Source organism: Streptomyces sp. Ag82_O1-12 (genome assembly GCF_900182715.1).
Classification (GTDB): Bacteria; Actinomycetota; Actinomycetes; order Streptomycetales; family Streptomycetaceae; genus Streptomyces; species Streptomyces massasporeus.
Window position 1 is genome coordinate 8,387,809 of sequence record NZ_FXUW01000001.1, and the last position, 22,553, is coordinate 8,410,361.

Here is a 22,553-nt window from a genome sequence, read left to right on the forward strand (position 1 = left end):
CGGCAGCAGGGCACTGGGGAGCCGAACACCCCCCCCAGTGCCCGCAGGGCTCAGGGCCGGTAGATCATTTCGATGAGGCCGGCTGTGATCAGGGCCCAGGCGGCGAGTCCCAGCAGCCACATGGAGTCGGTGAGAAACCCGGCGGTTCCAGGGCGGTCATGAGGGTCAGCAGGAGGTATTGGGTGCGCCGGATGCCGCGGTCGTGCCGGTGCCGCCTTGTCATGGCTGCGGCTGCCTTTCGGTCGCTGGGCGTCGAATATCGCGTGCCTCGGGTTCAGCTGCCGACGTGGATGCCGGGGCGTCGGTCGGGGTCGGGTTCGTTGCTGCGGATGATCTCTCGGGTGACCGGGGCGGTGTCACCGCGGCCCAGGAGGAAGTAGCGGAACATGTGCTTGAGCGGGCTGCCTTCGGCCCAGGCGAAGTAGCAGTGCGGCCGCACACCGGTGGCATCGCGCAGAGCAAGGAGGATGGCGGCGATGGCGTTGGGCGCGGCCGGCGCCTCGGCGCGCAGAATGCGATAGCCGTCGACCTCGACGCCGTGGACGGTGAGGGTTTCGCTGAAGTCGGACGGGTCGACGACGTCGATCTCGAGGAAGAGCACGTCAGCGAGACCCGGTACCGGGTTGGTTCCGCGTTGTTCGCGTTCCTTGGCGGAGTATTCGGCCTTGTCGCCGGCCTGGCGGCGGTTGGCGATGATGTTGATGGACTGGTCGTGGGCGAGGGTGTCGGCGATGAACCGGCGGGCTGACTCGTCGAAGACGAGGCGGTCGGCGCGCAGTTCGGTGGTGCGTGCGACGCGGGAGACGAGCGAGACGATGATGATGCCCAGGATGAAGAAGCCGGAGATGGCGATGCCGTCGGGCTTGTCGATGATGTTGGCACCCAGGGCGTAGAACAGGACCGCGGTGAGCAGGGCGAAGCCGACGGTTGCCACGCGTCGGCGGTTGCGTGCGACGAAGACGGTGACGGCGAAGGCGGCGGAGACCATCATCGCCAGGATCCCGGTGGCGTAGGCACCGGCCTGGGCGTTGACGTCGGCGTCGAAGGCAATGGTGATCAGGACGCACAGGGCCGTGTAGACGAGGACCACCGGGCGCACCGCGCGTCCCCACTCGGGTGCCATGCCGTAGCCGGGCAGGTAGCGGGGAACGATGTTGATCAGCCCGGCCATCGCGGAAGCGCCTGCGAACCACAGGATGAGGATGGTGCTGATGTCGTAGGCGGTGCCGAACGCCTCTCCGACGTGCTCGTGGGCGAGCCAGGCCAGCGCCCGGCCGTTGGCCGCACCACCGGGCTCGAACTCGTCGTGCGGGATGAGCACCGTGGTGACGAAACTGGCCGACAGCAGATAGACGCTCATGATCACAGCGGCCGTCGTCAGCAGTCGGCGGGCATTGCGGATCCTTGAGCGCAGCCGCTGCTCGTCGTCGGCTCCCTTGGCCGCGATCAGCGGCATCATGCTCACACCGGTCTCGAAACCCGACAGGCCCAGCACCAGCAGCGGGAAGGCCAGCAGCGCCGGACCGGCCAGATCACCAAAGCCGCCTCCGCCGTCGGCGAGCGCGTGGGTCCAGGCCGTCAGCGCGCCGTCCGTCGTGAACACATGGACCAGGCCGACTGCGATGACGACCGCGTTGAGCACAAGGAAGACGGCGACAAGCGGGATGGCGACACTGACTGCCTCATTGAATCCAAGGAGGAAGACGCCTCCCAAGAGCAGCAGCAGCGCCACGGTCAGAGCGACCTCATGGCCGTGCAGTGCGGAGGGGAAGAATGGGTTCTCCACCACGTGTACCGAGGCGTCCGCCGTCGACAAAGTGATGGTGATGATCCACGAGGTAGCCACGAACCCCAGCAGGACCAGGACGAACAGCTTGCCCCACCAAAACGGCAGCAGATCCTCCAGCATGGCCACGGACCCCGCCCCGTGCGGGCTCTGCTTGGCCACCTTCCGGTACATCGGCAGCATCCCCAGCAACGTCAACGCCACGATCAGCAGCGTCGCCAACGGCGACACCGCTCCCGCGGCCAAAGCGGCGATCGCCGGCACGTAGGCCAGGCTGGAGAAGTAGTCGACCCCGGTCAGGCACATCACCTTCCACCACGGATGCGCCTCGGCATGACTCTCCCCGGCCGCCGGCCCGACCGGCTGCACCCGGTGACGCAGCAACCATCGCGCCGCCGCGCCCGTCGGCTGTGTCCGCAACGCGGGACTGTCCACCACCTCCGGCATCACCGGCTGGTCCGCGTCACCCATATCCCCCACACCCTTCCTTCTGACCATCGAGTCAGTCGCAGCAGTCACTCAGACGGCATAGCAACGATCACTGAGTATGTGTCCTTCCACTCCTGCCACACAGTTCCCGAGGCATCCCTGTGCGATCCGCTCGAGGTCCCGCAGTAGCCGCCCGGCCCCGCGGGCCGCTGTGCCGGGTCCGGCGTCTCTTCCGGACCGGGCGGTAGCGTTCATTCTCATTCCATTGCAACGAGCCCTGTCGGGTGTTGCATTACTGCTCATAGTCATTCAATGACTTCTGGGCTTTGAGCTGCATAAATAGCTTCACTTCGCAATGAGTGCGTTGCATGATTGGTGAATGCAACGTAGCTTTTCCGTCGTCGGAAACAACGGTTCGAAGGAGAGCACCATGCAGCAGTTCCACACCCCCGCCCCCGTCTCCACCGTCCTCGACGTCCCCGCGGGCCGCATCCGGTTCATCGCCGCCGACCGGACCGACACCACCGTGGAGATCCTGCCCGCCGAGCCCTCCAAGAGCCGCGACGTGAAGGCCGCGGATCAGATCGAGGTCGCCTACGCCGACGGCGTCCTGCGGATCGAGGCCCCCGCGGCGAAGAACCGGATCCTCGGCGCCTTCGGAGCCGTCGAGGTGACGGTCCAGCTGCCCGCCGGCTCACACCTCGAGGCCAAGGCTGCCGCCGCCGAACTGCGCGGCGTCGGACGGCTCGGTGACGTCACCTTCGAGGGCGCCCAAGGCCCGGTCAAACTCGACGAGAGCGCGAGCGCCCGCCTCACCGTCCTGGCCGGCGACATCTCCGTCGGCCGTCTCAACGGCCCCGCGAAGATCAGCACCCAGAAAGGCGACATCCGCATCACCGAAGCCGTCCACGGCGCGGTCACCCTGCGCACCGAATACGGCGACATCTCGGTAGGCGCCGCCCACGGCGTCTCCGCATCCCTGGACGCCGGCACCACCTACGGCCGGATCCACAACACGCTGAAGAACACCGACGGCGCCGCCGCGGGCCTGACCCTCCACGCGACCACCGCATACGGCGACGTCACCGCCCGCAGCCTGTAAGAGGCCCCCTCAAGCGCGTCGACCCCGACCGTTCAATTGCATCTCGTGACCTCCAAGGAGCACACCGCCATGTCCCACACCCTCACCGACCAGGACCGCCCGGAACTGCGGAAAACCATCGAGGAGATGGTCGACTCCGGCTTCATCGGAGTGACCCCATGCGCGTGCACGACGAGCGGGGCGAATGGGTCGGCAGTGCAGGGGTGCGCAAACTGGGCGTGACGGCAAAGCCGCCGGCGAACGGGCACGTCCGGATAGGCAGCAACACCAAGACCTTCACCGCGACCCTGATGCTGCAACTGGTAGCCGAGGGCACGATCGGGCTGGACGCCCCGGCGGCCGACTACCTGCCCGACTTCGCCCTGGACGAGCGGATCACGCTACGGATGCTGCTGCAGCACACCAGCGGCATCTTCAACTTCACCGGTGAGCACTACGACGACGGGACGTTCGCGCCGGGCATCCCCGCCACGACCGCCGGCCGGGAGTGGGTGGACAACCGGTTCAAGACCTACCAACCGGAAGAACTGATACGGCTGGCGTTGTCCAAGCCGGCACGGTTCGAGCCGGGGGACGGACTGGAGCTACTCCAACACCAACTACGTACTGGCCAGGCTGCTGATCGAGAAGGCCACCGGCCACTCGATTGCCGAGGAGATGCAGCGGCTGATCCTGGGGCCGCTCGGGCTGTTGGACACCGTAGTGCCGGACAGTGCGCGGATTCCCGGGCCGCACCCTCACGCCTATTACCGGTACGAGGACGCCGGCCAGCACAAGACGGTCGACGTCACCCGCCAGGACCCCTCCTGGATCTCCACCGGCGGAGACATGATCTCGACCACCCAGGACCTCCACACCTTCATCTCCGCGCTCTTGGGCGGCAAGCTGCTGCCCGCTCCGCTGCTGGCCGAGATGTGCACGCCACATTCCAAAACCGGCTACGGCCTGGGGGTGTTCGTGCAGGACGCAGGTGAAAACGGCGGCACCGTCATCACCCACAACGGCGGCATGGCAGGCCACGCTGCGCTGATGTACAGCACGCCCGACGGCAGCAGAACCCTGACCGCGGCGCTGAACTACGTCGACGACGCGGCACTGTCCATGGCAGAGGCGTTTCACAAGGCGACGCAAAGGCTCGTCAGGGAGGTATTCGGCGGTGGGCAGGCAGGATCGGCAGGCGCGGCCGAGTCGGTTCAGTAGACAAGTGCCGAGCGCCTGACGTCCCCGTGGCGGCTGCTTTGCCCATGCCTCTGGCTGGAGTTGCGGGTAAGGGCGACGGACGGCGCGAGCGCGGCCGGCGATTGGGGCGCTCGCCCGGTGTCGCGCGTCGGCCGGGCCGTCGCGCCGTGCTGCCGTTCATGGCGACGGCCGTGTAAGGAGGGGGAGGTCGGTGGGGGAGAGATCGGTGTAGTGGCGGTGCAGGCGTTCGTGGAGATCGACAACTGCTTCGAGTCCGCGCAGGTCCTCGCCGCGAAGATCGACAAGTACATGCGGTTCTGCCGGCGGAAGGTGAAGGACGTCGACGGCAAGGAGCGACCGATGTGGCGCACCCGCTGGTGGGTGCCCGACGGCCGCCGCGGTGGTCAGCCGAACCCGCCGCTGCTGCTCGTCTTCAACCGCGTCGGCCCGCGCAACCCCAACACCGTCATTGCGCAGCTGGCCGAGCTCACCCAAAGGCAATGGCAAGGCGAGGCGTACGACGACGGCTTCCACATGTACGACGGCAAGCTCCCCATCGTCGTCACCGGCACGAAGCAGCTCCAAGAGCACGGCCCGGCCGGAGCGATCTTCCGGCGCTTCGGCCGCCCGCACAACCAGACCCTCCTCGAGGCGATCGGCAACCCGCGCCGCGAAGCCCACGACGCCCGCCAGCAAGCCGAGTACGAAGCCCGCGAGTGGGAGTACAAGGAGCAGCAGCGCCGCGCGGCCGAACAGAAGCGGGCCGAGCGGGAGGCCCGCCGTCCCGTGTGCGCCAGCTGCGGAGCGAAGTTCACCGACGAACGGTGGAAGGCCATCGACCCCGCCGGATGGGACGCCCCACGGGAGACCCACCCGCACTTGTGCAACGGCTGCAAGCAGCGGGCCATCACCGCCGAACGCCAAGCCGAGCAGGCCACGCACGAGCAGAGGGCCGAGGGCGGTTGGCTCTCACGCTTTCGTCCCGGGACCGGGTGACAACAACCGCGTGCGTGCCTCGGGCGGGTGAAGCCTCCGCACCGGTGGTCCACCCGCGGGCCCGGGCGTAGTGCTGTACCGGGCTGGGCCGCGCTTCAGCGAGGCAGCAGGACGTCGACCTGCCTGCGGATGTCCTGCACGATCTCCTCGACGCTCAAGGCGATGTTCACGCCTGCCGCCATGCTGAGGAACATCACGGCGGACACGATGTGTGCCAGCGTCGCGGCGTCGCCCTCTGCGACCCGCTCGTCTCGGCGCAGCACGGCGGCGACGGCCTCTTCGGTCTGCGCGACGATGGCGAGTGCTGCGCCGTGCCGGGGCTCCTCGGGGTCGCCGAAGACCATCTCTCGCAGGTAGGTGCGTCCGTTGTCGATCTGGATGCGGTTGCACTCGACGATCGGCCGGACGATCGCCAGCACCGCGTCCAGCACGCCTGGGATGGCCTCGGCGTCCGCCCGGCCCTGCTCAAGTGCTTCGACGTACTTGGCGTTCTGGACAAGGAGGAGGAGTTCGCCCTTGGTCTTGGCATAAAGGAACAAAGTCCCGGTGCCGATGTCGGCCTTGTCAGCGATCTGCTGGGTCGTGACCTCATCGACGCCGTGTTCGGCGAACAGTTCACTGGCGGCAGCGACGATGCGGTCGAGTTTCTCCTGCTTGTTCCGCTCGCGCCGTCCGACCGACTGGGAGGCGACAGACATGGGTGGTGTCCTCGTGTGTTCTGTGTCGCCCGTCGCGGTTGCGGCGGGTCAGCTGTTGCGGATGACGGCCTTGCCGCGGATGCCGCCCTTGGACAGGGACTGCAGCGCGTGCGGGGTCTGGTCGAAGGGGAACACCTTTCCCACGACCGGGCGCACCGCGCCTTGGTCCATGAGGGTGGTGATCTGGTGGAGCTGGTCGCCGCTGGCGCGCATGAACAGGAACTCGTACGTCACGCCGAGCTTCTTGGCCTGCCTGCGGATCTTGCGGCTCAGGGCCGCGACCGCGAGGCGCAGCAGCGGGTTCAGGCCGGCCTCGCGGGCGAACGCGGGGTCCGGGGGACCGGTGATCCCGATGGCCTTGCCGCCGGGCTTGAGTACCCGCAGGGACTTCTCGAGAGTCCCCCCACCGATGCTGTCCAGCACCAGGTCGTAGCCGGTCAGGAGCTGCTCGAAGTCCTGGGTGCGGTAATCGATCACAGTGTCCGCGCCGAGCGCGCGCACGAAGTCCGCGTTGGAACCGCTGGCGGTCGTGGCGACGTTCGCGCCGAGGTGCGCGGCGAGCTGGATCGCGATCGAACCGACCCCGCCGGCGCCGGCGTGGATGAGAACCTTCTGCCCGGGCCGCAGCTTCCCGCGCTCCACCAGCGCCTGCCACGCCGTGAGCGCCGCCAGCGGCAGTGAGCCGGCCTCTTCCATGCTGATCGATGCGGGCTTGAGCGCCAGGTCGCCCTCCGCGACGGCGATGCGCTCGGCGAAGGTGCCGATGCGGTCCTGGTGGGGCCGGGCATAGACCTCGTCTCCGGGCTTGAAGCCGCGAACTGCGGTTCCGACGCTGATGACGGTGCCCGCGACGTCGTTGCCCAGGATCTGCGGGAGCTTGTAGGGCAGGATCTGCTTGAACTCACCGGCGCGGATCTTCTCATCCAGCGGGTTCAGCCCGGCGGCCTCCACGCGGACCAGCACGTCGTGCTCCCCCACGGTGGGCTCGGGGACGTCCGCCTCCTGCAGCGGCTCCTTGTACTTGGTGACGACGAACGCTCGCATGGGGCGCCACTCCTTGTCTTCATCCTATGTATCCAGGCGTGAGGCCGGATCAGCCAATTCGGCATGACATGGGGCCTTGCCTCACTCACTCAACCCGAGTGCACTCAACTGTGAGTCTACTCAGAATTCTTCTCGAGGGAGGTCCCATGGGACGCGGCCACACGCTGCCGGGGCGACAACCACACCATGGCGGCTGCGGCCCGCGCACGGGACGGCCGGATCGTCACCGCGGTGAACGCCTACCTGCGCGGAGCTGGTACTCATCGGCACTGCTGCCGCCCAAGGCGCCTTTGACCTGGACATCATCGTCGCCGTGGGCGACCGCGACCGAGGCGTCGTGCCCCCATGTGGCCGCTGCCGCCAGGTCCTTCTTGACTACTTCCCAGCCCTCAAGGTCATCGTTGGGACAAACGACGGCCTCCGAACGGTGCCCGTCACCGACCTGCTTCCCGAAAGCTACGTCTGGGCGGACCACCAGCTCGACGCTGAGGAGAGCGCACCACTCAGCACGAACTGACGCCCCAGGCGGTTACAGGGCAAACGTTGGCTGATACGGCACTAGATAGACCGAGCAACCTATCGCTGCCGTCCGGTCAGCATCCGCGGCATGCGCTGGGGGAGCGACACAGTGAGGTCCTATCGCCCAGCAGGCGGGAAGCCGGTCCTAGCGGACTGGTCGGGTAGATAGCGGGACTGTTCCTGAGGGGTGAGAGCGGCGTCGATGGCCTCGCAGATGGTGCGGATCACGCGGGCCGGGGTCGGGTAGGTCGACGTTCCACAACGACGCCTCTGGCGCACTCACCAGCATCCCCGAGACGCGTAGTCCGGATAGCGCACACTGCTCAGGTTGAGCGAGACGAGCCGGTCTGTCCCGTCTCAGTCAACTTGAACCACCCCAGGTCAGGGCATCGGGCCTGTCCACCGCTAGGGAAACGGGACAGTGTCGCTTGTTGTTCGCGGACAACAAGCGACACCCAGGCACAACACGCCGCCCTGCCGGCATGCGTGTCCCACGAGCGCAGTGTCGATGTCGGGCGTCCGCATGCCTGGTGTGAGGTGAGGACGCTCCGCAGGATCCCGCCCTGCGGCACCCCGCGCCGGGAATTTTCCGGGCTGATGAGACGTGAGCAAGGGCCCACGACCCCGGATTGTGCCGCGCAGCCAGGGCGAAACATACGCACCGGGCGGGGTGGCTGATTGTGTGAAGCTGCGTTGACTCTCTTATGAAACACATGATCGGATCCCCTGTGCTGATCGCGGAGCGTGCGCGGTCAGCTGCTTGACGTGCGCGTTTGACCAGCGCGTGACGAAGCGTCACATAGGGGAGAAAACGTGCGACTTAGACGAGTCTTGATACCGATGGCTGCGCTGGCTCTGATCACCAGCGGCATCGGCGTAGCCGCAGCGGATAGCGGAGAACCCACCAAGCCGCCAGTCTCTTCGGCCACCACGGCGACGGTAGAACAGCGGGAAACGGCCAAGCCGCAGGTCGTCGAGCCGCGTAAGGATGCGCCTGCGGTGGCATCATGTCAGCAGGTCAAGGAGCAGGCGGCCCAGGCGGGGAAGGAGACGATGCTGTGCGTTGAGCGAGTACCGGCGGCCAAAGCGCCGAGGAACGTCGCCCGCGCTGCAGCCGCAGACGACGTGACGTGGTGCGACGGCAAGGAAATGAACAAGGCGTACGTGACCCGCACATCCATCTGCGAAAACCAGCTGCTCCACGCCGTACTGACCGTCAAACAAACCGGCCAGCCTCTCGGAGACGCCTACTTCACCATCAAGCAGGAAGTCAACACCAAGACGACCGACACGCACTTCAACGAGGACTTCTTCCTGCGGGTGCAGGCTGTCAGCGGGGCCCTCGTTGCCGGCTTCACGGTCGAGATCGAAGGCCAATGCGTCGCATCGTCGGCGTGTGAAGAGGGCATCGGGCCGTGGACAGGACCGGCTCCTGTAACCCTGCTCTCCGAGAAGGAGGGGACGTGGCAGCGTTCGTGGAAGAACACCACCGGCAACGACACAATGATGCTGGGGTACAAGCTCACGACGAGGTACGGCACCGAGAAAGCCGACCACGAGTGGGGGGCGAACGAGAGCCGCGCGTGGGAGGTCCGTTGTGACAACGAGGTGGACAAGTTCGCCGGGTGTGTAGTTCCGCAGTACATCCCCACCTTCGAGGTCAAGTCCAAGTACAGCGAGGCCCGGCAGTTCATCGGCATGGTGCAAGCGAGCATGTCGAGCCACCCCGGCTGGGAAGGCAAGGGCCAGCCGCTGACCCGCGAATCGGATGACAAGGTGGCCCAGAAGAATCGGGACATCGTCTGTGACAGCACGTTCAAGCCTTCTCCTTCTACGCCGAAGCCGACTCAGTGCGATGAGTTCCCCTTCGCCAAGTCGAAGCAGAGCGGTGCTCAGCAGGGCGTCACATCGGGCAAGGTCTGCCAGCAGTACACCGTCGTAGCCTCCACCCTCGAGGGCAAGCAGTACCTCTCGCTCACCTGGCCCGGCCTCAAGGAGGGAAAGATGCCGCCGGCGAACGCCAAGTGCGCCCGTGCCAGCATGCCCAAGAACCAGAACGAGGGCGTCGGCGGTGACCTAGGCCGGTTCACGAAGGCACAGCGACTCCTTGGTGGCAACGGATACTGGGTCGACGCAGGAAACAAGCTCTAATTGCCATACCCCACGTCGCTGGCCGGACGCTGACGAGGCGGCCGGCCAGCGACGGTTGAAACCGTAACAAGGAACCCGACGGGGCAGCACAGTGACCAGTGACATCTTCCCGAACCGCCAGCTCTACCAGTTCGGCTATTGCGCCGTCTTCGCACAGGGCGTCGCACCCGCTGAACTTTTGGCGCGTGTAGGAGGCGAAGGTCTCCACCCCGTCGCCTTGACCCGCACAGAGACCGCTCACATTGAGGCCCTCGGCGAGGGCATCGACGAGGACGACGTGCCCGACGTGACGTTGGACCAGCTGCACGACAGCGGAGTCCTCGCCAGTGACGGCCCCGTCCTTAGGGCCGGCGAACACGATGGCTGGTCTTTCGTGATCGAGCCCGAGGGCTCCTATCTGGCGGCAGACGACATCCTGAAATCAGTCTCCCAGAAGACGGTGGCTCTCTCGCTGCGGGACAGCGAGTCGGGCTCTTGCTGGATCTCCTACGCCGAGGACGGAGAGATCCTCTCATCCTTCGATCCGCTCTTCCCAGGCAGCGACTACGGCACGCGGCCTGAGGTGCTCGATCAGCTCACCGGGCATGGGGCAGCAATCAGCAACGGGGACCGAGCCGACGCGTACGCCAACGCGGTGCGAGCGATCCAGCAACGGTTGCAGTGCACGGTGCCGCAGGAAGCCGATGAGAGCCGCCTCTTCACTATCAAGATCGCCGACGGGTACTGAGTGAGCGTGGCCAGGCTGCCGGAACGCCCCTCGACCCTCAAAGGTTCAGAAACAGGCTTGAGCTTGTTCTCTATTGCTGTGACCGGGAGGGTCCCGCCGGGTGAGACGCTGAGCGCCCGCAGCGGCGGACGAGGAAGGTGGGCATGAGGCGGAGACCGTCGATGGACGAGGCCGTGGGATTGCTTGAGGGCGAACTGGAGGCCGAGCGGCCGGCGCTTGCTGACATTGACACGGAAGACGCCTAGCTTGCCTACCTCCGGTTCGGCCGACAGCTGTTCGACGTCCCTGACACACCCGATGCTGATGGCTTTCTATTCCAGTACGGGAGTTACTCGTTCGACGGTCCTCCGACGTTCACGCTGGACCTCACCCGACAGTTCGAGATCGTCGACAGTCACGGCGAACACGACCACTACGTCCAGGTCCACTGCGAGCTCCGATACGGACTCGCACCAGCCCTGCAGGCGCTGGGAAGCTTCGACTCGTGGTTCTTCCACGATGCAGGCGCCGATCTCGACGAGTGGGCCCAAGGGCTGAGCGAGCGGGCGGTCTGGACAACGATCCGCGCTCTCAAGCCCGCCCAGATCAGGGTCTACAAGGAGCGGGTGTAGTCGCTCAGGCAGCCATCCTGGGGGCCCGGTGCCCGCCCCAGCGAACGGCCTTCTCGCTGCGGATGCGGGCAGCGACAGCGTTCGGCCAGGGAATCCTGGACGTGGTCGTCTAGGTGGTGCAGGGCGTCTCTCAGTAAGGGCGCTGAACGCGGCGGGAGGCCAGCCGACACGACAGGACGGGGCCACCAAGGCCGCTGAGGACGTCGCCCCCGCGAGGCGCCGGGCGAGAGTAATTGTCAATATCTGTGGATCAGTTGAGCTCGCTCAGGCGGCGACACGTGCCTGTCCTTCTTCCAGGGAAGCCCCCTTGCGGCCGGTCGATGCAGGGGCGGACGCCTGTGCGAGGATCGCGGCGTGAACGATCTACGCTTCCGTCTCGCTAACGACGCCGATCTTGCCGCCGTCGTGCGTCTGCGCGACGACGCGGCCCGCTGGATGCTTGCCCAAGGTGTCACTGGTCAGTGGCAGCCTGGTGAGCTGGGCGGGGACCACTTCCTCCGGATCATGGAGAGCGGGGAGCTGTGGCTCGCGGAGGCCGCCGATCGTGTGGTCGGGGCCTGGGAGCTCTGGTGGGAGGACGAGGACGCCTGGGGGCCGCAGCCGCCGACGGCTGGCTATGTGCACCGGCTGATGGTGGACCGCGGAAGTGTCCCGCCCGGGGCAGGGCGGCAGCTTCTGCGAGTCGCGGAGCGACGCGTGGCCGAGGCGGGCCGACCGTTGGTTCGTCTGGACTGCCTGGCCACCAATGCCCGCCTGAGTGCGTACTACCTCAACGCCGGCTATCGGGCTGTGGGACGCAAGGAGGGTAAGCCGCAGCCGGGCGGCACGCCCAAGTCGTTCACGCTCCTCGAAAAGTCCGTACGGGATGAGTTGAGGTAGGTCAAGCGACGAGGGCCTCGGGACGCTCAACGAGCTGGCCGCGTTCGAAGCGGGCTCCGGCGCGGACGAGGGCCACGAGGTGGGGTGCGTTGACCGCCCTCCAGCGCGCCTGGGCGGACTCGACGAGCTTGAAGACCATGGCGAGCGCGGCGGCCGCGCTGCCGGCGCCCTTGGTGACCTTGGTCCTCAGCCGCACTGTCGCGAAGGTTGATTCGATGGGATTCGTCGTGCGCAAGTGAACCCAGTGCTCGGCCGGGAAGTCGTAGAACGCCAGCAGTTCGTCGACGTCATCGGTGATCTTTTTGACGGCCCTGGGCCACTTCGAGCCGTAGGTCTTGTCGAACGCGGCTACGGCGTCGACGGCGTGCTCGCGGTCTTCGGCGTTGTAGATGTCCTGCAGGGCCTTGCGCGCCCCGGGCTGGGCCGACTTCGGCAGAGCGTTGAGCACATTGGCCGTTTTGTGAACCCAGCACCGCTGATGGCGGGCCTCGGGGAACACCTCTGCCAGGGCTTTCCAGAAGCCGAGCGAGCTGTCGCCGACGGCGAGAACGGGCGCGCGCATGCCGCGCCGGGCGGCGTCTCGGAGCAGGTCGGCCCAGGACTCGGCGGACTCTCGGTAGCCGTCGGCCATCGCGATCAGCTCCTTGGTGCCGTCCGCGCGCACGCCCATGACAACGAGCACGCAGGACTTCGCCTCGGCCAGGCGGATCCGCAGGTGGATGCCGTCGGCCCACACGTAGACGTAGTCCGTGGCCGACAGGTCGCGCTCGCTGAATGCCTTGTGATCAGCTTGCCACTGCGTCGTCAGCCGGGTGACCGTGGCGGGCGAGAGGCCGGCGGAGGAGCCGAGGAACTGCTCCAGGGCGGGCACGAAGTCCCCCGATGACAGGCCGTGCAGGTAAAGCAGGGGCGGCACCTCGCTGATCTTCGGGGACTTGCGTGCCCAGGGCGGCAGGATCGACGAGGAGAACCGCTTGCGCTCGCCGGTCGTCTCGTCGACGCGCCTGTCATTGACCCGCGGGGCTTTGACCTCGATCGCCCCGGCCGCGGTGGTGACCCTTCTGGGCTGGTGGTAGCCGTTGCGCACGACCAGACGCCGCCCGGACCCGTCCCGCTGATCGGCCAGCTCGGCTATGTAGGTGTTGACTTCTGCTTCCAGTGCGGCGGCCAGCATCCGCCGGGCGCCCTCGCGGACGATCTCGTCAATCAGGGAGCCGTGTGGTGTCGTTCCGTCTTCGTTGACTACCGTGAGCACGGGCGTGCCTTCCCGACCGACGCGCCAACGTCGGCCTACTCGATGACCATCACAGGATCATTCGGGAAGGTACGCCCTTCGCGCGCCAACCCGAGGTTGATCCACAGGACTTGAGCATTGCTCTGCTGCGGTTGGAGCGGGCGGTGACCGCAACCAGGCTGGCCTCGGCCCTTTGGTCGTTGGCGTAGGCCTCGCGGCGCTGCGCGGTCCAGGCGGAGGCGCCGCTGTCCCAGGCTTCGGCCAGGGGCACCATGTGGTCAATGGTCGTAGTACGACCACCAGCTGCCGCCGGTGAGCCGGCACCTGGGGCCCACGGTCGGAGGCTCCACGGCTTCGTGAATGAGGACTTCGCTGCGGGTGGAGCAGCCGTCGGCCGGATCGTCGCCGGAGTTCCAGTGCTTGAACGCCTCGCGGGTGTAACCGTCGCGGGACTCGGCGGCCAGAGGCAGACTCGCGACGGCTTCGGTCAGAGGAACGGTCTCAGCAGCATGGGCGGGCGTGCCGGTGAGGTACAGGACGGTGAGGAGCGCGGCGGGCAGGCCGCGCAGCAGAGCGGTACGCATACACCCCATAGGCGCGTTCGCGGTGGTGTGGGTAGAGATGGACGCGATTCCAGGGCGCGGCGGCGTACCAGGCTGGTGCGGTGGCGCACTGTTTGAACATGTTGGTGGCCGGAGCGGGTTCCGCCTGCGGCGGAGAGAAGTGGAACCAGAAGCGGAACCGATGCAGCTGTGCGGACACTTGTTGTTGTGGACTTCCTATTGCATGAACGGGTCCGGTCTGGCGACCGGACGGCGTTCGCCGAGATTTTCGACGAGCATGCGCGTGTCGTCTATGCCCATGCGATCAGGACGACGGGTGACTGGACCCTAGCCGAGGACGTCATGTCCCTCACCTTTCTGGAGGCCTGGCGGCTGCGCGACAAGCTGCGCGAGGAAGTCAGAAGCATCCGGGCATGGCTATTGGGCATCGCGACCAACGTGATGCGCAACATTGCCAGAGCGGCACGTCGGCATCGGGAGGCGATGTCCCGTCTACCACCGCCGGAAGCGTTGCCTGACTTTTCGGACGAGGTGGTCGGCCAGATGGCCAATGCCCAGCGGCTGGCCGCCGCAGCCCGAGCGTTGCAACGTCTGAAGCGGACCGAGCGCGAGGTCTTCACTCTGGTCGTCTGGTCCGATCTGGGATATGCGGCGGCCGCAGAGGCGTTGGGGATCCCTGTAGGCACCGTACGTTCCCGGCTCTCACGGGCGAGGGAGAAGCTGCGCCGGCTCGTCGAGGAGGAGCTTGTATCAGATCCGCATCGTGTGGAACTGCGCACCGGCAGCGGACACATATCGCAGGGCGGGGAGGCCGCAGCCCGCCCTTCCCACAGGAGGAGTGCACGATGAGCCTGGAACAGCGGGAACAGTCCGAGCGTGAGCAGGCGAGCCGGACGCTGCCTCCGGCTCCCTACCCGGAGCCGGCACCCCGACGAGTTGAAGCCCACCGTGAGCACTTCTTGAGCGAGATCGACCGGCAGGCGCGGTCCCGCTCCCCCCGCGGGGCACTGCGGTCGAGAGGACGCTGGGGGCTGGCACTGGGCGCGGCAGTGGCTGCTGGAGCGGCCGTCGTCGTTCTCACTCTCAACTTCGGCTCCCCTGGAGCTCCGCCCAACGTGCCACCGGCTTCTGCAGCGTCGGTCGAACTGCTGGAGAGAGCGGCTCTGGCCGCCGCTACGACGCCGCAGACGAAAGTGCGTGCCGGGCAGTACTCATACGTGAAGACAGTCGGCCACACATCGGTGCTGTCCGAGACCAAGTCCGGCGAGATGCAACTCCTGCGCGAAAACGAGGCCATGGAGCAGTGGACCTCGGTGGACGGCAGTGAACAGACTCTGCAGCGCAAAGAAGGCAACGACAAACTGCTGCCGGGCACTCCGGGCCGAGGCAATCTGAACGCACCGACCTACAATTTCCTGGCTGCCCTTCCAACCGACCCTGACCTCCTGCTGAAGCAGATCCGCGCCGACGCTGAGAAGAATCACGGAGCCGGTTCCGACTCCACGACTGGACCGGACCAGGAAGCCTTCGTCACGATCGGCGACTTGCTGCGCGACGGGGTGAGTCCCCCCGAGACCACTGCGGCCCTCTACCGTGCCGCTGCCCTCATTCCCGGAGTCGACGTCGTCCCCGACGCCGTCGACGCGGCAGGCCGAAAGGGGGTCGCCGTCGCCCGAACACACGACGGCGAACGCACGGAGTGGATCTTCGACAAGAGTACGGCCAGGCTGCTGGGTGAACGCACGGTCCTCGTGAAGGACAACGCCTGGGGCAAGGCCGGCACCGTCGTCACCTCCGTCGCCGTCATCGGCAGCGGCATCGTCGACGAGGCCGGACGAACCAACTAGAGGACCGAAAGGTTCCGCAACGCAGCGCAGTACATCAATGACAATGAGCATGCAAGGTCGAACATCAGGACGGTTGTGATCGGGAATTCGACATTCTCGATCACAACCGCACTCAAACAACACAGCCTGCTGTGGGATCCCTGTGACGCATCGACACACAAACCTCACAGGAGTAACAGCATGCGCACTGCACGCGTCCTCGTCCCGGTCGTTGCCGCCCTCTGCGCCTTGGCAACGAGCGCGACGACCGCAACCGCAGCACCGGACCCCACCGCAATACCTGTGGTCGGGCTCGCCACGCCGGCGGAGGAGGCTGAGCTGCAGCAGCAGCTCGCCGAGTCCAAGCCGGTGATCGCCACCTACAAGGGCGAGAAGATCAACCTGGCCGACGGCTGGCAGGGGGCGCAGGCCTGCTCCGAAATGCCGAGCGGTGAGGTCTACTGCTACGACACTGCCGGGGAAGCGGACCAGGCACTGGCTGAAATCGCCCCAGCAGCCGCGAGAGGTACCAGCAGCGGCGTGGCATCACCGAGGGACAGTGGCGAGTTCGGTCCCATGGCTTCTAACTGGCTCTAACAAAAGGGCGTGATCATGTGACTGTCGGCCTGATCGCTCGTTGATGCGGGCATGGGGAAGCGTCAGTCGCGGCCGTGGATCGTGTCGGACGAACTGTGGTCGTTGATCGAGCCGTTGCTGCCCGAGCCACCGCCGAAGCAGGTCGAGGGACGGCCGCGGGTGCCTGACCGGCAGGCACTGTGCGGCATCCTGTTCGTCCTGCACACCGGCATTCAGTGGGAGTACTTGCCCCAGGAGCTGGGCTTCGGCTCGGGCATGACCTGCTGGCGGCGCCTGGCGGCCTGGAACGAGGCGGTGTCTGGGACCAGCTGCACCAGCTGCTGCTGAACAAGCTGCGGTCGAAGAACCAGCTGGACTGGTCGCGGGCGGTGATCGACTCCTCGCATGTCAGAGCGGCTCGGCGGGGCCCAAAAGCGGACCCAGCCCGGTCGACCGTGCACGGCCGGGCAGCAAGCACCACATCCTCACCGACGGCCAGGGCATCCCGCTCGCGGTGTCGCTGACCGGCGGCAACCGCAACGACGTCACCCAGCTCCTGCCTCTGCTCGACAAGATCCCAGCGGTCGCGGGAGTCGTCGGCCGGCCCCGACGCCGCCCGGACATGCTCTTCGCCGACCGCGGCTACGACCACGACAAGTACCGCCGGCTCCTTCGCGAGCGGGGCATCCGGCCGGTGATCGCCGAACGGGGCCAGCCTCACGGCACCGGCCTGGGGACCTTCCGGTGGGTCGTCGAGCGGACGATCTCCTGGCTGCACGGCTTCCGCCGCCTGCGCATCCGCTGGGAACGACGCGACGACATCCACGAGGCCTTCCTCGGGCTTGCCGTCTGCCTGATCACCCACCGACACGTCCAAAGGCTTTGTTAGGACCAGTAAGGCGATCTTGCGTAACATGTGAACTCCTGCAAGGCAGGGCCTAGTTGACCCAAATCGACATGACGTGACGTTAGTCATTAATGCCTATCATTGGAAGCAGCTAGAGGAATCTCCGAGTTCGATACCGCGGACCGCCGCCAGACGACGCCGCAGCCGCCATTGCCTGGAACGACACGCTGCCAAACAGAACACCGCGCGCGGCCGGACGTCCGGCCGCGGCCATTCACCACAGCCCTCGCAGACCCTCTCCACGGCCCCGCCAACACCCTCAACCGCCGCACCACGGGCTACTCGCCAGCAGGGGATAAGAGGGCGTTTCCTTTCAATGTTTAGTCCCTTGGTGTCCTAATTCGTCGGGTTCTAGGTGCCGCGCCCAACCGGGCGTGCGCTCGATGGTCCAACGGAGAGGCAGGGCGGCAAATTCCCTGGTGGCGGGGTCGCGTCGGACGACGTGCATGTCGATGCCGAGGGGCGCGGCGCGCTCAACGAGGTGTTGGCGGTAGCCGCCGTCGACCCAGGTCTTGCGGACGGCAGGGTGCTTGGCGGCGACCTTCTCGATGAGGGCCTGGCCGGCGATCGAGTCCTGCACGCCGGCTGCGGTGACCAGGACCTCGAGGAGCAGGCCGACCGTGTCGATCACGATGCTCCGCTTGCGGCCCACGATCATCTTGCCGACGTCGATGCCCTGGCCGGCGGCGGGGACATTGGTGGAGGTCTTGATGCTCTGGGAGTCGATGCCGCACGCACCCGGTTCCTCCTCTCGGCCTTCCTATGGCGCACTTGACGTCTCAGCAGGCTGTTGAGCTGGTCGAATACGACTTTTTCCTGCCAGCGGGCGAAGTGGGCGTAGACCGTATTCCAGTGCGGGTAGTCGTGGGGGAGGTAGCGCCAGGGGATCCCGGTGCGGTTCACGTAGACGACTGCGTCCAGGAGGCTGCACAGGTCATGGTTGGGCGGTCGGCCGATGTCCAGCCCGCGGCCGCGGCGTTCGGCCCGCCATGCGGTCAGGACTGACTCGACCAACTCCCGGCGGCATCGGACAGATCACTCGGATAGCGACGACGCTCAGCCATGATTCTGGAGTACCGGCCAGCTGTCGGCCTGGCCCAGGAGTGGGCACCAGGCGCGCGAGGCGAACGGCGTATGACGGCGCATCCCGGGACGGAACAGGAGGAGTGAGGGCAAGGCCACGGGGCCATCACGCCTCAGGACCCGCCAGCACCTACAGGCTCGCTGGCCTCATAATTGCCAGACCGCACACCAGCTAAAAACGCACTAAAAGTGGTGTAAACGCCCTCTCGGTGCCTGTTCTCGATCGGTGTACGCGCCGGGGCCTGGATGGTGTGTCCTACCGGTATGGCCGGCCCCACGGGTCGGGGTGCCGGATTCCCTGATGCGTTCGACCGCACGCAGGGTTAGGGCATTTCAGCGTTTCGGATGCTGGATCCGTGAGTGGCCACGCGTAGCCGCAGTAAGCGCAGGAGAGCGTATATGCAGGATGCGGCGCTGTCACGGTTTCCCTTCGAGGTCTCTCCGTGGACTCATCCGGGTCACATACCCGACACAACCACGCCCAAAGTTCCCATAGAAGCAACATCCCGACAATGAGACCTAAAACGATCCACGTGACGGCACCCCCTGTCATGACTCAGTCCCTTCTCTGTCGCCTGCTCGCTTCAAGGGACTAACCAGCTCAGACGCCAGGTGGGCGGAGCGCTTTGGGGGCTCATATCCATGCTGTCCATTTCCTGGCTGCACGTGCCAAAACCAGCAACGAAGGCCGTCATCAATCCGACGGGCGCTGGGATCAGGACCACCACCAGGCTGGCCACACGAACGTGTCGAGCAGTTCATGCCACACCTCAATCATCGGCTGCTCCTACGAGAGCCGGGAACCCGGCCATCCGCCGAGCAGGAACCGCACAGTGCTCAGGCCTCCTGCAACAGGCGTCGTCAACCACTGCCACAGCATGGAGCCGAACCTAGCAACCATGGGGCGGGACCGGTCCCCGCGAAGCGTCCTCGACCTGCTCGCCATGGAACGCGAGCTGGTCGCCGCCCTCTCGCACCGGCTGCGCACGCCGTTGACCGCTCTCTACCTGGAGGCCGACCGGATGGGGTCGACGCCCAGCGCCCGGCGGGGATCGAGTCCAGTTCGCTCTCCAGCTGGCCGGCCGCCTCCGCGAAACGGCAGGCGATCGACCGGGGCTACGCCGACGTGATCTCCACCCTGGCGTACGACGCGAGCGCCACTCCCATGCTTGAACGCCCCGCGAGTGACCACGTCGTCGTACCCCATACTGCGCGTCAGGGGGCGGATGCGGCACCGAACTCGGCGCAATCGAGTGACCCCTCCCACCTACCCCAGCAGGACTGACGGCATGGCCCACGGCGAGGCGCTGCAAGACTCTGATCAGACGGAACCGGGCTCCTGACCCTCTGGGTCACGACGCATGAGATCCGAGCGGCTGTTGGCAAGGGCGAAGGCTCGGATGAGCCCTTCGATCAAGGCGCTGGCTTTGTGCATGTTCACTGGCAGCGTTTGTCGATGAGTTGGGGAGGCAGTCGGCGACCGCACCGCCTACCGCCTGAAGGGGCCATGGTGCGGCTGATTCGGCAGGGAAGAGCCAAGGCGTCACCTCGCTTTCGGGCGCACCCGGGGTCCCAACTGCCCAGTGGCCGGGCCCGCATCGCCACCCTCCGGGCTCCGTGGTGAACATCAGCTCGTCCTTGTGGACGATCAGGGATGCGGCGGTCGTGGCCGCGCGTTGCCTCGCCCGCCCGATGCCTGGCCGACACCGGGCAGGCAGGGCGGACAAGGTTGTGGGACCTGGTCATCGCGAGGCCCATGAGTTGTGCGACGACCCTGCCCGGGTCGCCGACGGGGGCGAAGGCGACCGGCTCCTGCGTCTGGTAGACGTCGCCCTGCGGGGGGAAACACGCGGAGGCTGTTGTTCAAGGTGGTCATCGTCTTGGTGTTGGCCAGCACCATCGGCTCGTTGGAGCCGCGTCGAGCGGCCCGCAGAACCGTCCCCGCTTCCGCGCGGGTCACCAGCTCCTCCCCGGACATGTCGGACTACGCCCAGCGCATCCCGATCGCGGACAGCTGCTCCACCCGCTCCGGAGCCAACGTCGCGGCCCGGGAACGCTGGTTGCCGATCCAGGCGCCCAGCTTCAGCTCCCGCTCCTCATGGTCCTCGCCGCCGTCGCCTTCTCCGTCGCCGCCGACGACGATCTGTTCGACGTGCTTCCTCGGCACCCGAAGGTGTCCCTCGCGTTGGTAGTACTGCTTGGCGGCCTCGTAGTTGAGGGCCCACTTGTTGGCCTGCGTGCGACGCGGCTGGGGTTTCTCGTCCTCGGCTGCGGGCTCGATCCCGAGGATGTGTTCGCACATCCATTGCTGCACGGTCGTGAGCTTGTCCCAGCCGAGCCGCACCGACCGCACCCACCGCCCGAGGTCCTCACCCTGGTGCACGACCACACCCGGCTCGGCCGGCAGCGTGCCCCCGGCCTCGAGGTGCTGCCGGACGAGGTGAAAGGCTCGTTGCCATTCCACCGGCCAGGCCGGGCACCACGACGGGTCGATCTCCTCCAGCTGCTCGCGCCGCTCCTCGGACAGCGCCCCGGCCGCCGACTCGACCGGGAGTCCTTCGGCGCGCCGCTGCTCGATCCCGGCCGCCTTGCGGGCGGCGGCCCGCGCGTTCTTCAGCCAGATCCCCACTCGGTAGCCCTGGTAGGTGGCGTCCAGCGGGGCCAGGAGGTGACCCGCTTCGGCCGCCCACCCACGCGCGGCGGCGAGTCCTTCCTCCCACGCGACGTCGAAGTGCGACCACACCATGCCCAGCTTCTCCAACTGCTGGACACGGTCATCGTCCAGGCGGCCGCGGGCGTGGAAGCGCCGGTTGTCGGCGATCCACTGCCCGAGGGGGAACCCGGCGAGCGAGGCCGGCCATCCCTCGGCCTCCACTGCCTGGTCGTCGCGGCCGGGTACGCGGTAGGTGAAGGGCACCCTGAGGTTGCCGTATTCGCGGGCATAGATGACGGCGGCTTCGATGCCGCGCCGCCAGTGGGCGTGCTCGGGATTGAGGACGCGCAGGTTGATGAATGCGGCCAGCTGCGCGGGGTCGCGGGGTGTGCTGAACTTCAGCAGTTCTCGTGCCGGTACCGACATCCGGTCGCTTCGGTCGCTCTCGCCTTCCTGCTCCCCGCTACGGCTCTGCACGCCCCTGACCCGGCTCCGTGCCTGCTGTTCGGCGAGCTGCTCGACGACTCGGGCGTCGTGGGCCCTGAGCGCTTCCAGCAGCTTCGCCAGCCCGCCGTACACCCGGCTGGTGAGCATGTTGTCCGGTGTCTCGCCGGGTCCGAGCAGGACCGGCACCACGAGCGATGCGACCTTGCCGTCGCCGGGCTGCATGCGCAGCGCGCGGCCCACGGCCTGGACCAGATCGGGCATGGAGCCGCGGACGTCGGCGAAGTAGACGGAGTCGCAGTTCTTGGTGTCGACACCCTCCCCGAGGACCTTCACCGAGCCCAGAAAGCCCTTCTCCACCACCGTGCCATCCGTGGCGACCCCGGCCGCGAATTCCTCGAGGACCCGCCGCCGGTGGTTGGGCTTGTGATCGCCGCAGAGCCAGTCTGCCCAGATCGTCTTCGGGTAGAGCTCGGGGTCGGTGGCGTGCAGCTGCGCGGCGACGCCTGGGAGGCCGGCCGCGAACGCCTCGGCCTCTCTGACGACGTGGTGGAAGACGAGCGTGCGCCGGAAGCTCTCGTCCGCCGACGCCTTGAGCAGGGCGGTCTGGAGGGCTGCGAGCCGGGCCCCGCGGACCTCATCCGAACGGCCCTGAACGCCCAGGAGCTGCGCGGCCTGGAGCTGGGTGTCGGTGATGTCCACGCACACCACCTGGTACGGCGCGCAGATGCCGCGGTCGATCGCCTCCGACAGCGTCAGCGTGTAGCAACGCGCACCGAACGGACCGTCCGGATCGTCCTCCATGCTCGCCACCAGCTCACCCGGCACACCCTGCTGCTCCTGGTCCTCATCCAGCTGCCACAACCGCGGCGTGGCGGTCATGTAGAGACGGCGCAGGGCGGGGACGCGGGTGTTGTCGTGGACGACCGCCCACGGCTTACCCAGCCGCCCCGACGTCCGGTGCGCCTCATCGACCACGATCAGGTCCCAGCCCGGAAGGCCGGCCTGGTGCGCGCGCTCAAGCGTGCCCAGCCCCAGGGAGGCGTACGTGGCGAAGACGGTGACCTTGTCGAAGGGGCGCACCCAGTCAACGAGCTCGTTCACGTCCGTGGTGTTCGGGAAGGCCGCCTCTTCACCGCGCAAGGA

13 protein-coding genes and 6 pseudogenes are annotated in these 22,553 nt (G+C 67.0%); 12 read left to right on the forward strand and 7 right to left on the reverse strand.

Translation table 11 applies throughout. The features are described from left to right. Positions 1 to 274: 274 nt before the first annotated feature. On the reverse strand, positions 275 to 2,257 hold the full coding sequence (locus tag QOL88_RS38295) for an APC family permease (protein WP_097222760.1): 1,983 nt from the start codon (positions 2,255 to 2,257) through the stop codon (positions 275 to 277). 388 nt (positions 2,258 to 2,645) lie between these two features. Between QOL88_RS38295 and QOL88_RS38300 the strand changes: the two genes are divergently transcribed. From QOL88_RS38300 to QOL88_RS38310, 3 genes and pseudogenes are all read left to right on the forward strand, one after another. Next, positions 2,646 to 3,317 (forward strand): DUF4097 family beta strand repeat-containing protein, encoded by a 672-nt coding sequence (locus tag QOL88_RS38300; protein WP_097222761.1) that lies wholly within the window; start codon positions 2,646 to 2,648, stop codon positions 3,315 to 3,317. Positions 3,318 to 3,386: 69 nt separating this feature from the next. Continuing rightward, positions 3,387 to 4,517, forward strand: a pseudogene (locus QOL88_RS38305) (serine hydrolase domain-containing protein). A gap of 210 nt (positions 4,518 to 4,727) precedes the next feature. After that, complete coding sequence (locus QOL88_RS38310) at positions 4,728 to 5,492, forward strand: hypothetical protein (RefSeq protein WP_097222762.1); 765 nt, start codon at positions 4,728 to 4,730, stop codon at positions 5,490 to 5,492. 95 nt (positions 5,493 to 5,587) lie between these two features. Here the strand turns inward: QOL88_RS38310 and QOL88_RS38315 are convergent, their stop codons facing one another. Both QOL88_RS38315 and QOL88_RS38320 read right to left on the reverse strand, forming a co-directional pair. Continuing rightward, a complete protein-coding gene (locus tag QOL88_RS38315; RefSeq protein ID WP_097222763.1) occupies positions 5,588 to 6,190 on the reverse strand; it encodes a TetR/AcrR family transcriptional regulator in 603 nt (200 codons plus the stop codon). Between the two features lie 48 nt (positions 6,191 to 6,238). Next, positions 6,239 to 7,234 (reverse strand): NADP-dependent oxidoreductase, encoded by a 996-nt coding sequence (locus tag QOL88_RS38320; protein ID WP_283445920.1) that lies wholly within the window; start codon positions 7,232 to 7,234, stop codon positions 6,239 to 6,241. 153 nt (positions 7,235 to 7,387) lie between these two features. Between QOL88_RS38320 and QOL88_RS38325 the strand changes: the two are divergent. The 4 genes and pseudogenes from QOL88_RS38325 to QOL88_RS38340 all read left to right on the forward strand — a co-directional run. Further along, positions 7,388 to 7,751, forward strand: a pseudogene (locus QOL88_RS38325) (cytidine deaminase family protein); the annotation flags it as partial. Between the two features lie 842 nt (positions 7,752 to 8,593). Further along, positions 8,594 to 9,904 (forward strand): hypothetical protein, encoded by a 1,311-nt coding sequence (locus tag QOL88_RS38330; RefSeq protein ID WP_143668919.1) that lies wholly within the window; start codon positions 8,594 to 8,596, stop codon positions 9,902 to 9,904. A gap of 91 nt (positions 9,905 to 9,995) precedes the next feature. Beyond that, a complete protein-coding gene (locus tag QOL88_RS38335) occupies positions 9,996 to 10,631 on the forward strand; it encodes a DUF6461 domain-containing protein (RefSeq protein WP_097222765.1) in 636 nt (211 codons plus the stop codon). Positions 10,632 to 11,596: 965 nt separating this feature from the next. Further along, positions 11,597 to 12,121: a GNAT family N-acetyltransferase gene (locus tag QOL88_RS38340; protein WP_097222766.1), complete on the forward strand. Its 525-nt coding sequence runs from the start codon at positions 11,597 to 11,599 to the stop codon at positions 12,119 to 12,121. 1 nt (position 12,122) lies between these two features. Here the strand turns inward: QOL88_RS38340 and QOL88_RS38345 are convergent, their stop codons facing one another. Continuing rightward, positions 12,123 to 13,376: an IS256 family transposase gene (locus QOL88_RS38345; protein ID WP_097222767.1), complete on the reverse strand. Its 1,254-nt coding sequence runs from the start codon at positions 13,374 to 13,376 to the stop codon at positions 12,123 to 12,125. A gap of 118 nt (positions 13,377 to 13,494) precedes the next feature. Next, positions 13,495 to 13,939: pseudogene (locus QOL88_RS38350) on the reverse strand (HNH endonuclease); the annotation flags it as partial. Positions 13,940 to 14,125: 186 nt separating this feature from the next. On the opposite strand from QOL88_RS38350, the gene QOL88_RS38355 reads away from it, so the two are divergent. The 4 genes and pseudogenes from QOL88_RS38355 to QOL88_RS38370 all read left to right on the forward strand — a co-directional run bounded on the left by QOL88_RS38355 (position 14,126) and on the right by QOL88_RS38370 (position 17,209). Then, the gene (locus QOL88_RS38355; RefSeq protein WP_097222768.1) at positions 14,126 to 14,767 is read left to right on the forward strand and encodes an RNA polymerase sigma factor; all 642 of its coding nucleotides are present in this window, start codon (positions 14,126 to 14,128) and stop codon (positions 14,765 to 14,767) included. Further along, positions 14,764 to 15,765, forward strand: a complete 1,002-nt coding sequence (locus QOL88_RS38360; protein ID WP_097222769.1) for a CU044_5270 family protein — start codon at positions 14,764 to 14,766, stop codon at positions 15,763 to 15,765. The genes QOL88_RS38355 and QOL88_RS38360 overlap by 4 nt, the downstream gene beginning before the upstream one ends. Before the next feature lie 180 nt (positions 15,766 to 15,945). Next, entirely contained in the window at positions 15,946 to 16,341 is a 396-nt protein-coding gene (locus tag QOL88_RS38365) for a hypothetical protein (protein WP_097222770.1), read from the forward strand. A 51-nt stretch (positions 16,342 to 16,392) separates the two neighbouring features. Then, positions 16,393 to 17,209: pseudogene (locus QOL88_RS38370) on the forward strand (IS5 family transposase). 382 nt (positions 17,210 to 17,591) lie between these two features. On the opposite strand, the pseudogene QOL88_RS38375 reads toward QOL88_RS38370, so the two are convergent. Next, positions 17,592 to 18,291, reverse strand: a pseudogene (locus QOL88_RS38375) (IS5 family transposase); the annotation flags it as partial. Positions 18,292 to 19,236: 945 nt separating this feature from the next. Between QOL88_RS38375 and QOL88_RS38380 the strand changes: the two are divergent. After that, positions 19,237 to 19,359, forward strand: a pseudogene (locus QOL88_RS38380) (histidine kinase dimerization/phospho-acceptor domain-containing protein); the annotation flags it as partial. A 935-nt stretch (positions 19,360 to 20,294) separates the two neighbouring features. On the opposite strand, the gene QOL88_RS38385 reads toward QOL88_RS38380, so the two are convergent. Next, a partial coding sequence (locus tag QOL88_RS38385; protein WP_283445921.1) for a DEAD/DEAH box helicase occupies positions 20,295 to 22,553 on the reverse strand: 2,259 nt, incomplete at its 5' end.

Coding starts and splice junctions, on each gene's coding strand:
- QOL88_RS38315 (WP_097222763.1), bottom strand. CDS start 6,190: ATGTCTGTCGCCTCCCAGTCGGTCGGACGGCGCGAGCGGAACAAGCAG.
- QOL88_RS38330 (WP_143668919.1), top strand. CDS start 8,594: ATGGCTGCGCTGGCTCTGATCACCAGCGGCATCGGCGTAGCCGCAGCG.
- QOL88_RS38365 (WP_097222770.1), top strand. CDS start 15,946: ATGCGCACTGCACGCGTCCTCGTCCCGGTCGTTGCCGCCCTCTGCGCC.
- QOL88_RS38360 (WP_097222769.1), top strand. CDS start 14,764: ATGAGCCTGGAACAGCGGGAACAGTCCGAGCGTGAGCAGGCGAGCCGG.
- QOL88_RS38300 (WP_097222761.1), top strand. CDS start 2,646: ATGCAGCAGTTCCACACCCCCGCCCCCGTCTCCACCGTCCTCGACGTC.
- QOL88_RS38295 (WP_097222760.1), bottom strand. CDS start 2,257: ATGGGTGACGCGGACCAGCCGGTGATGCCGGAGGTGGTGGACAGTCCC.
- QOL88_RS38320 (WP_283445920.1), bottom strand. CDS start 7,234: ATGCGAGCGTTCGTCGTCACCAAGTACAAGGAGCCGCTGCAGGAGGCG.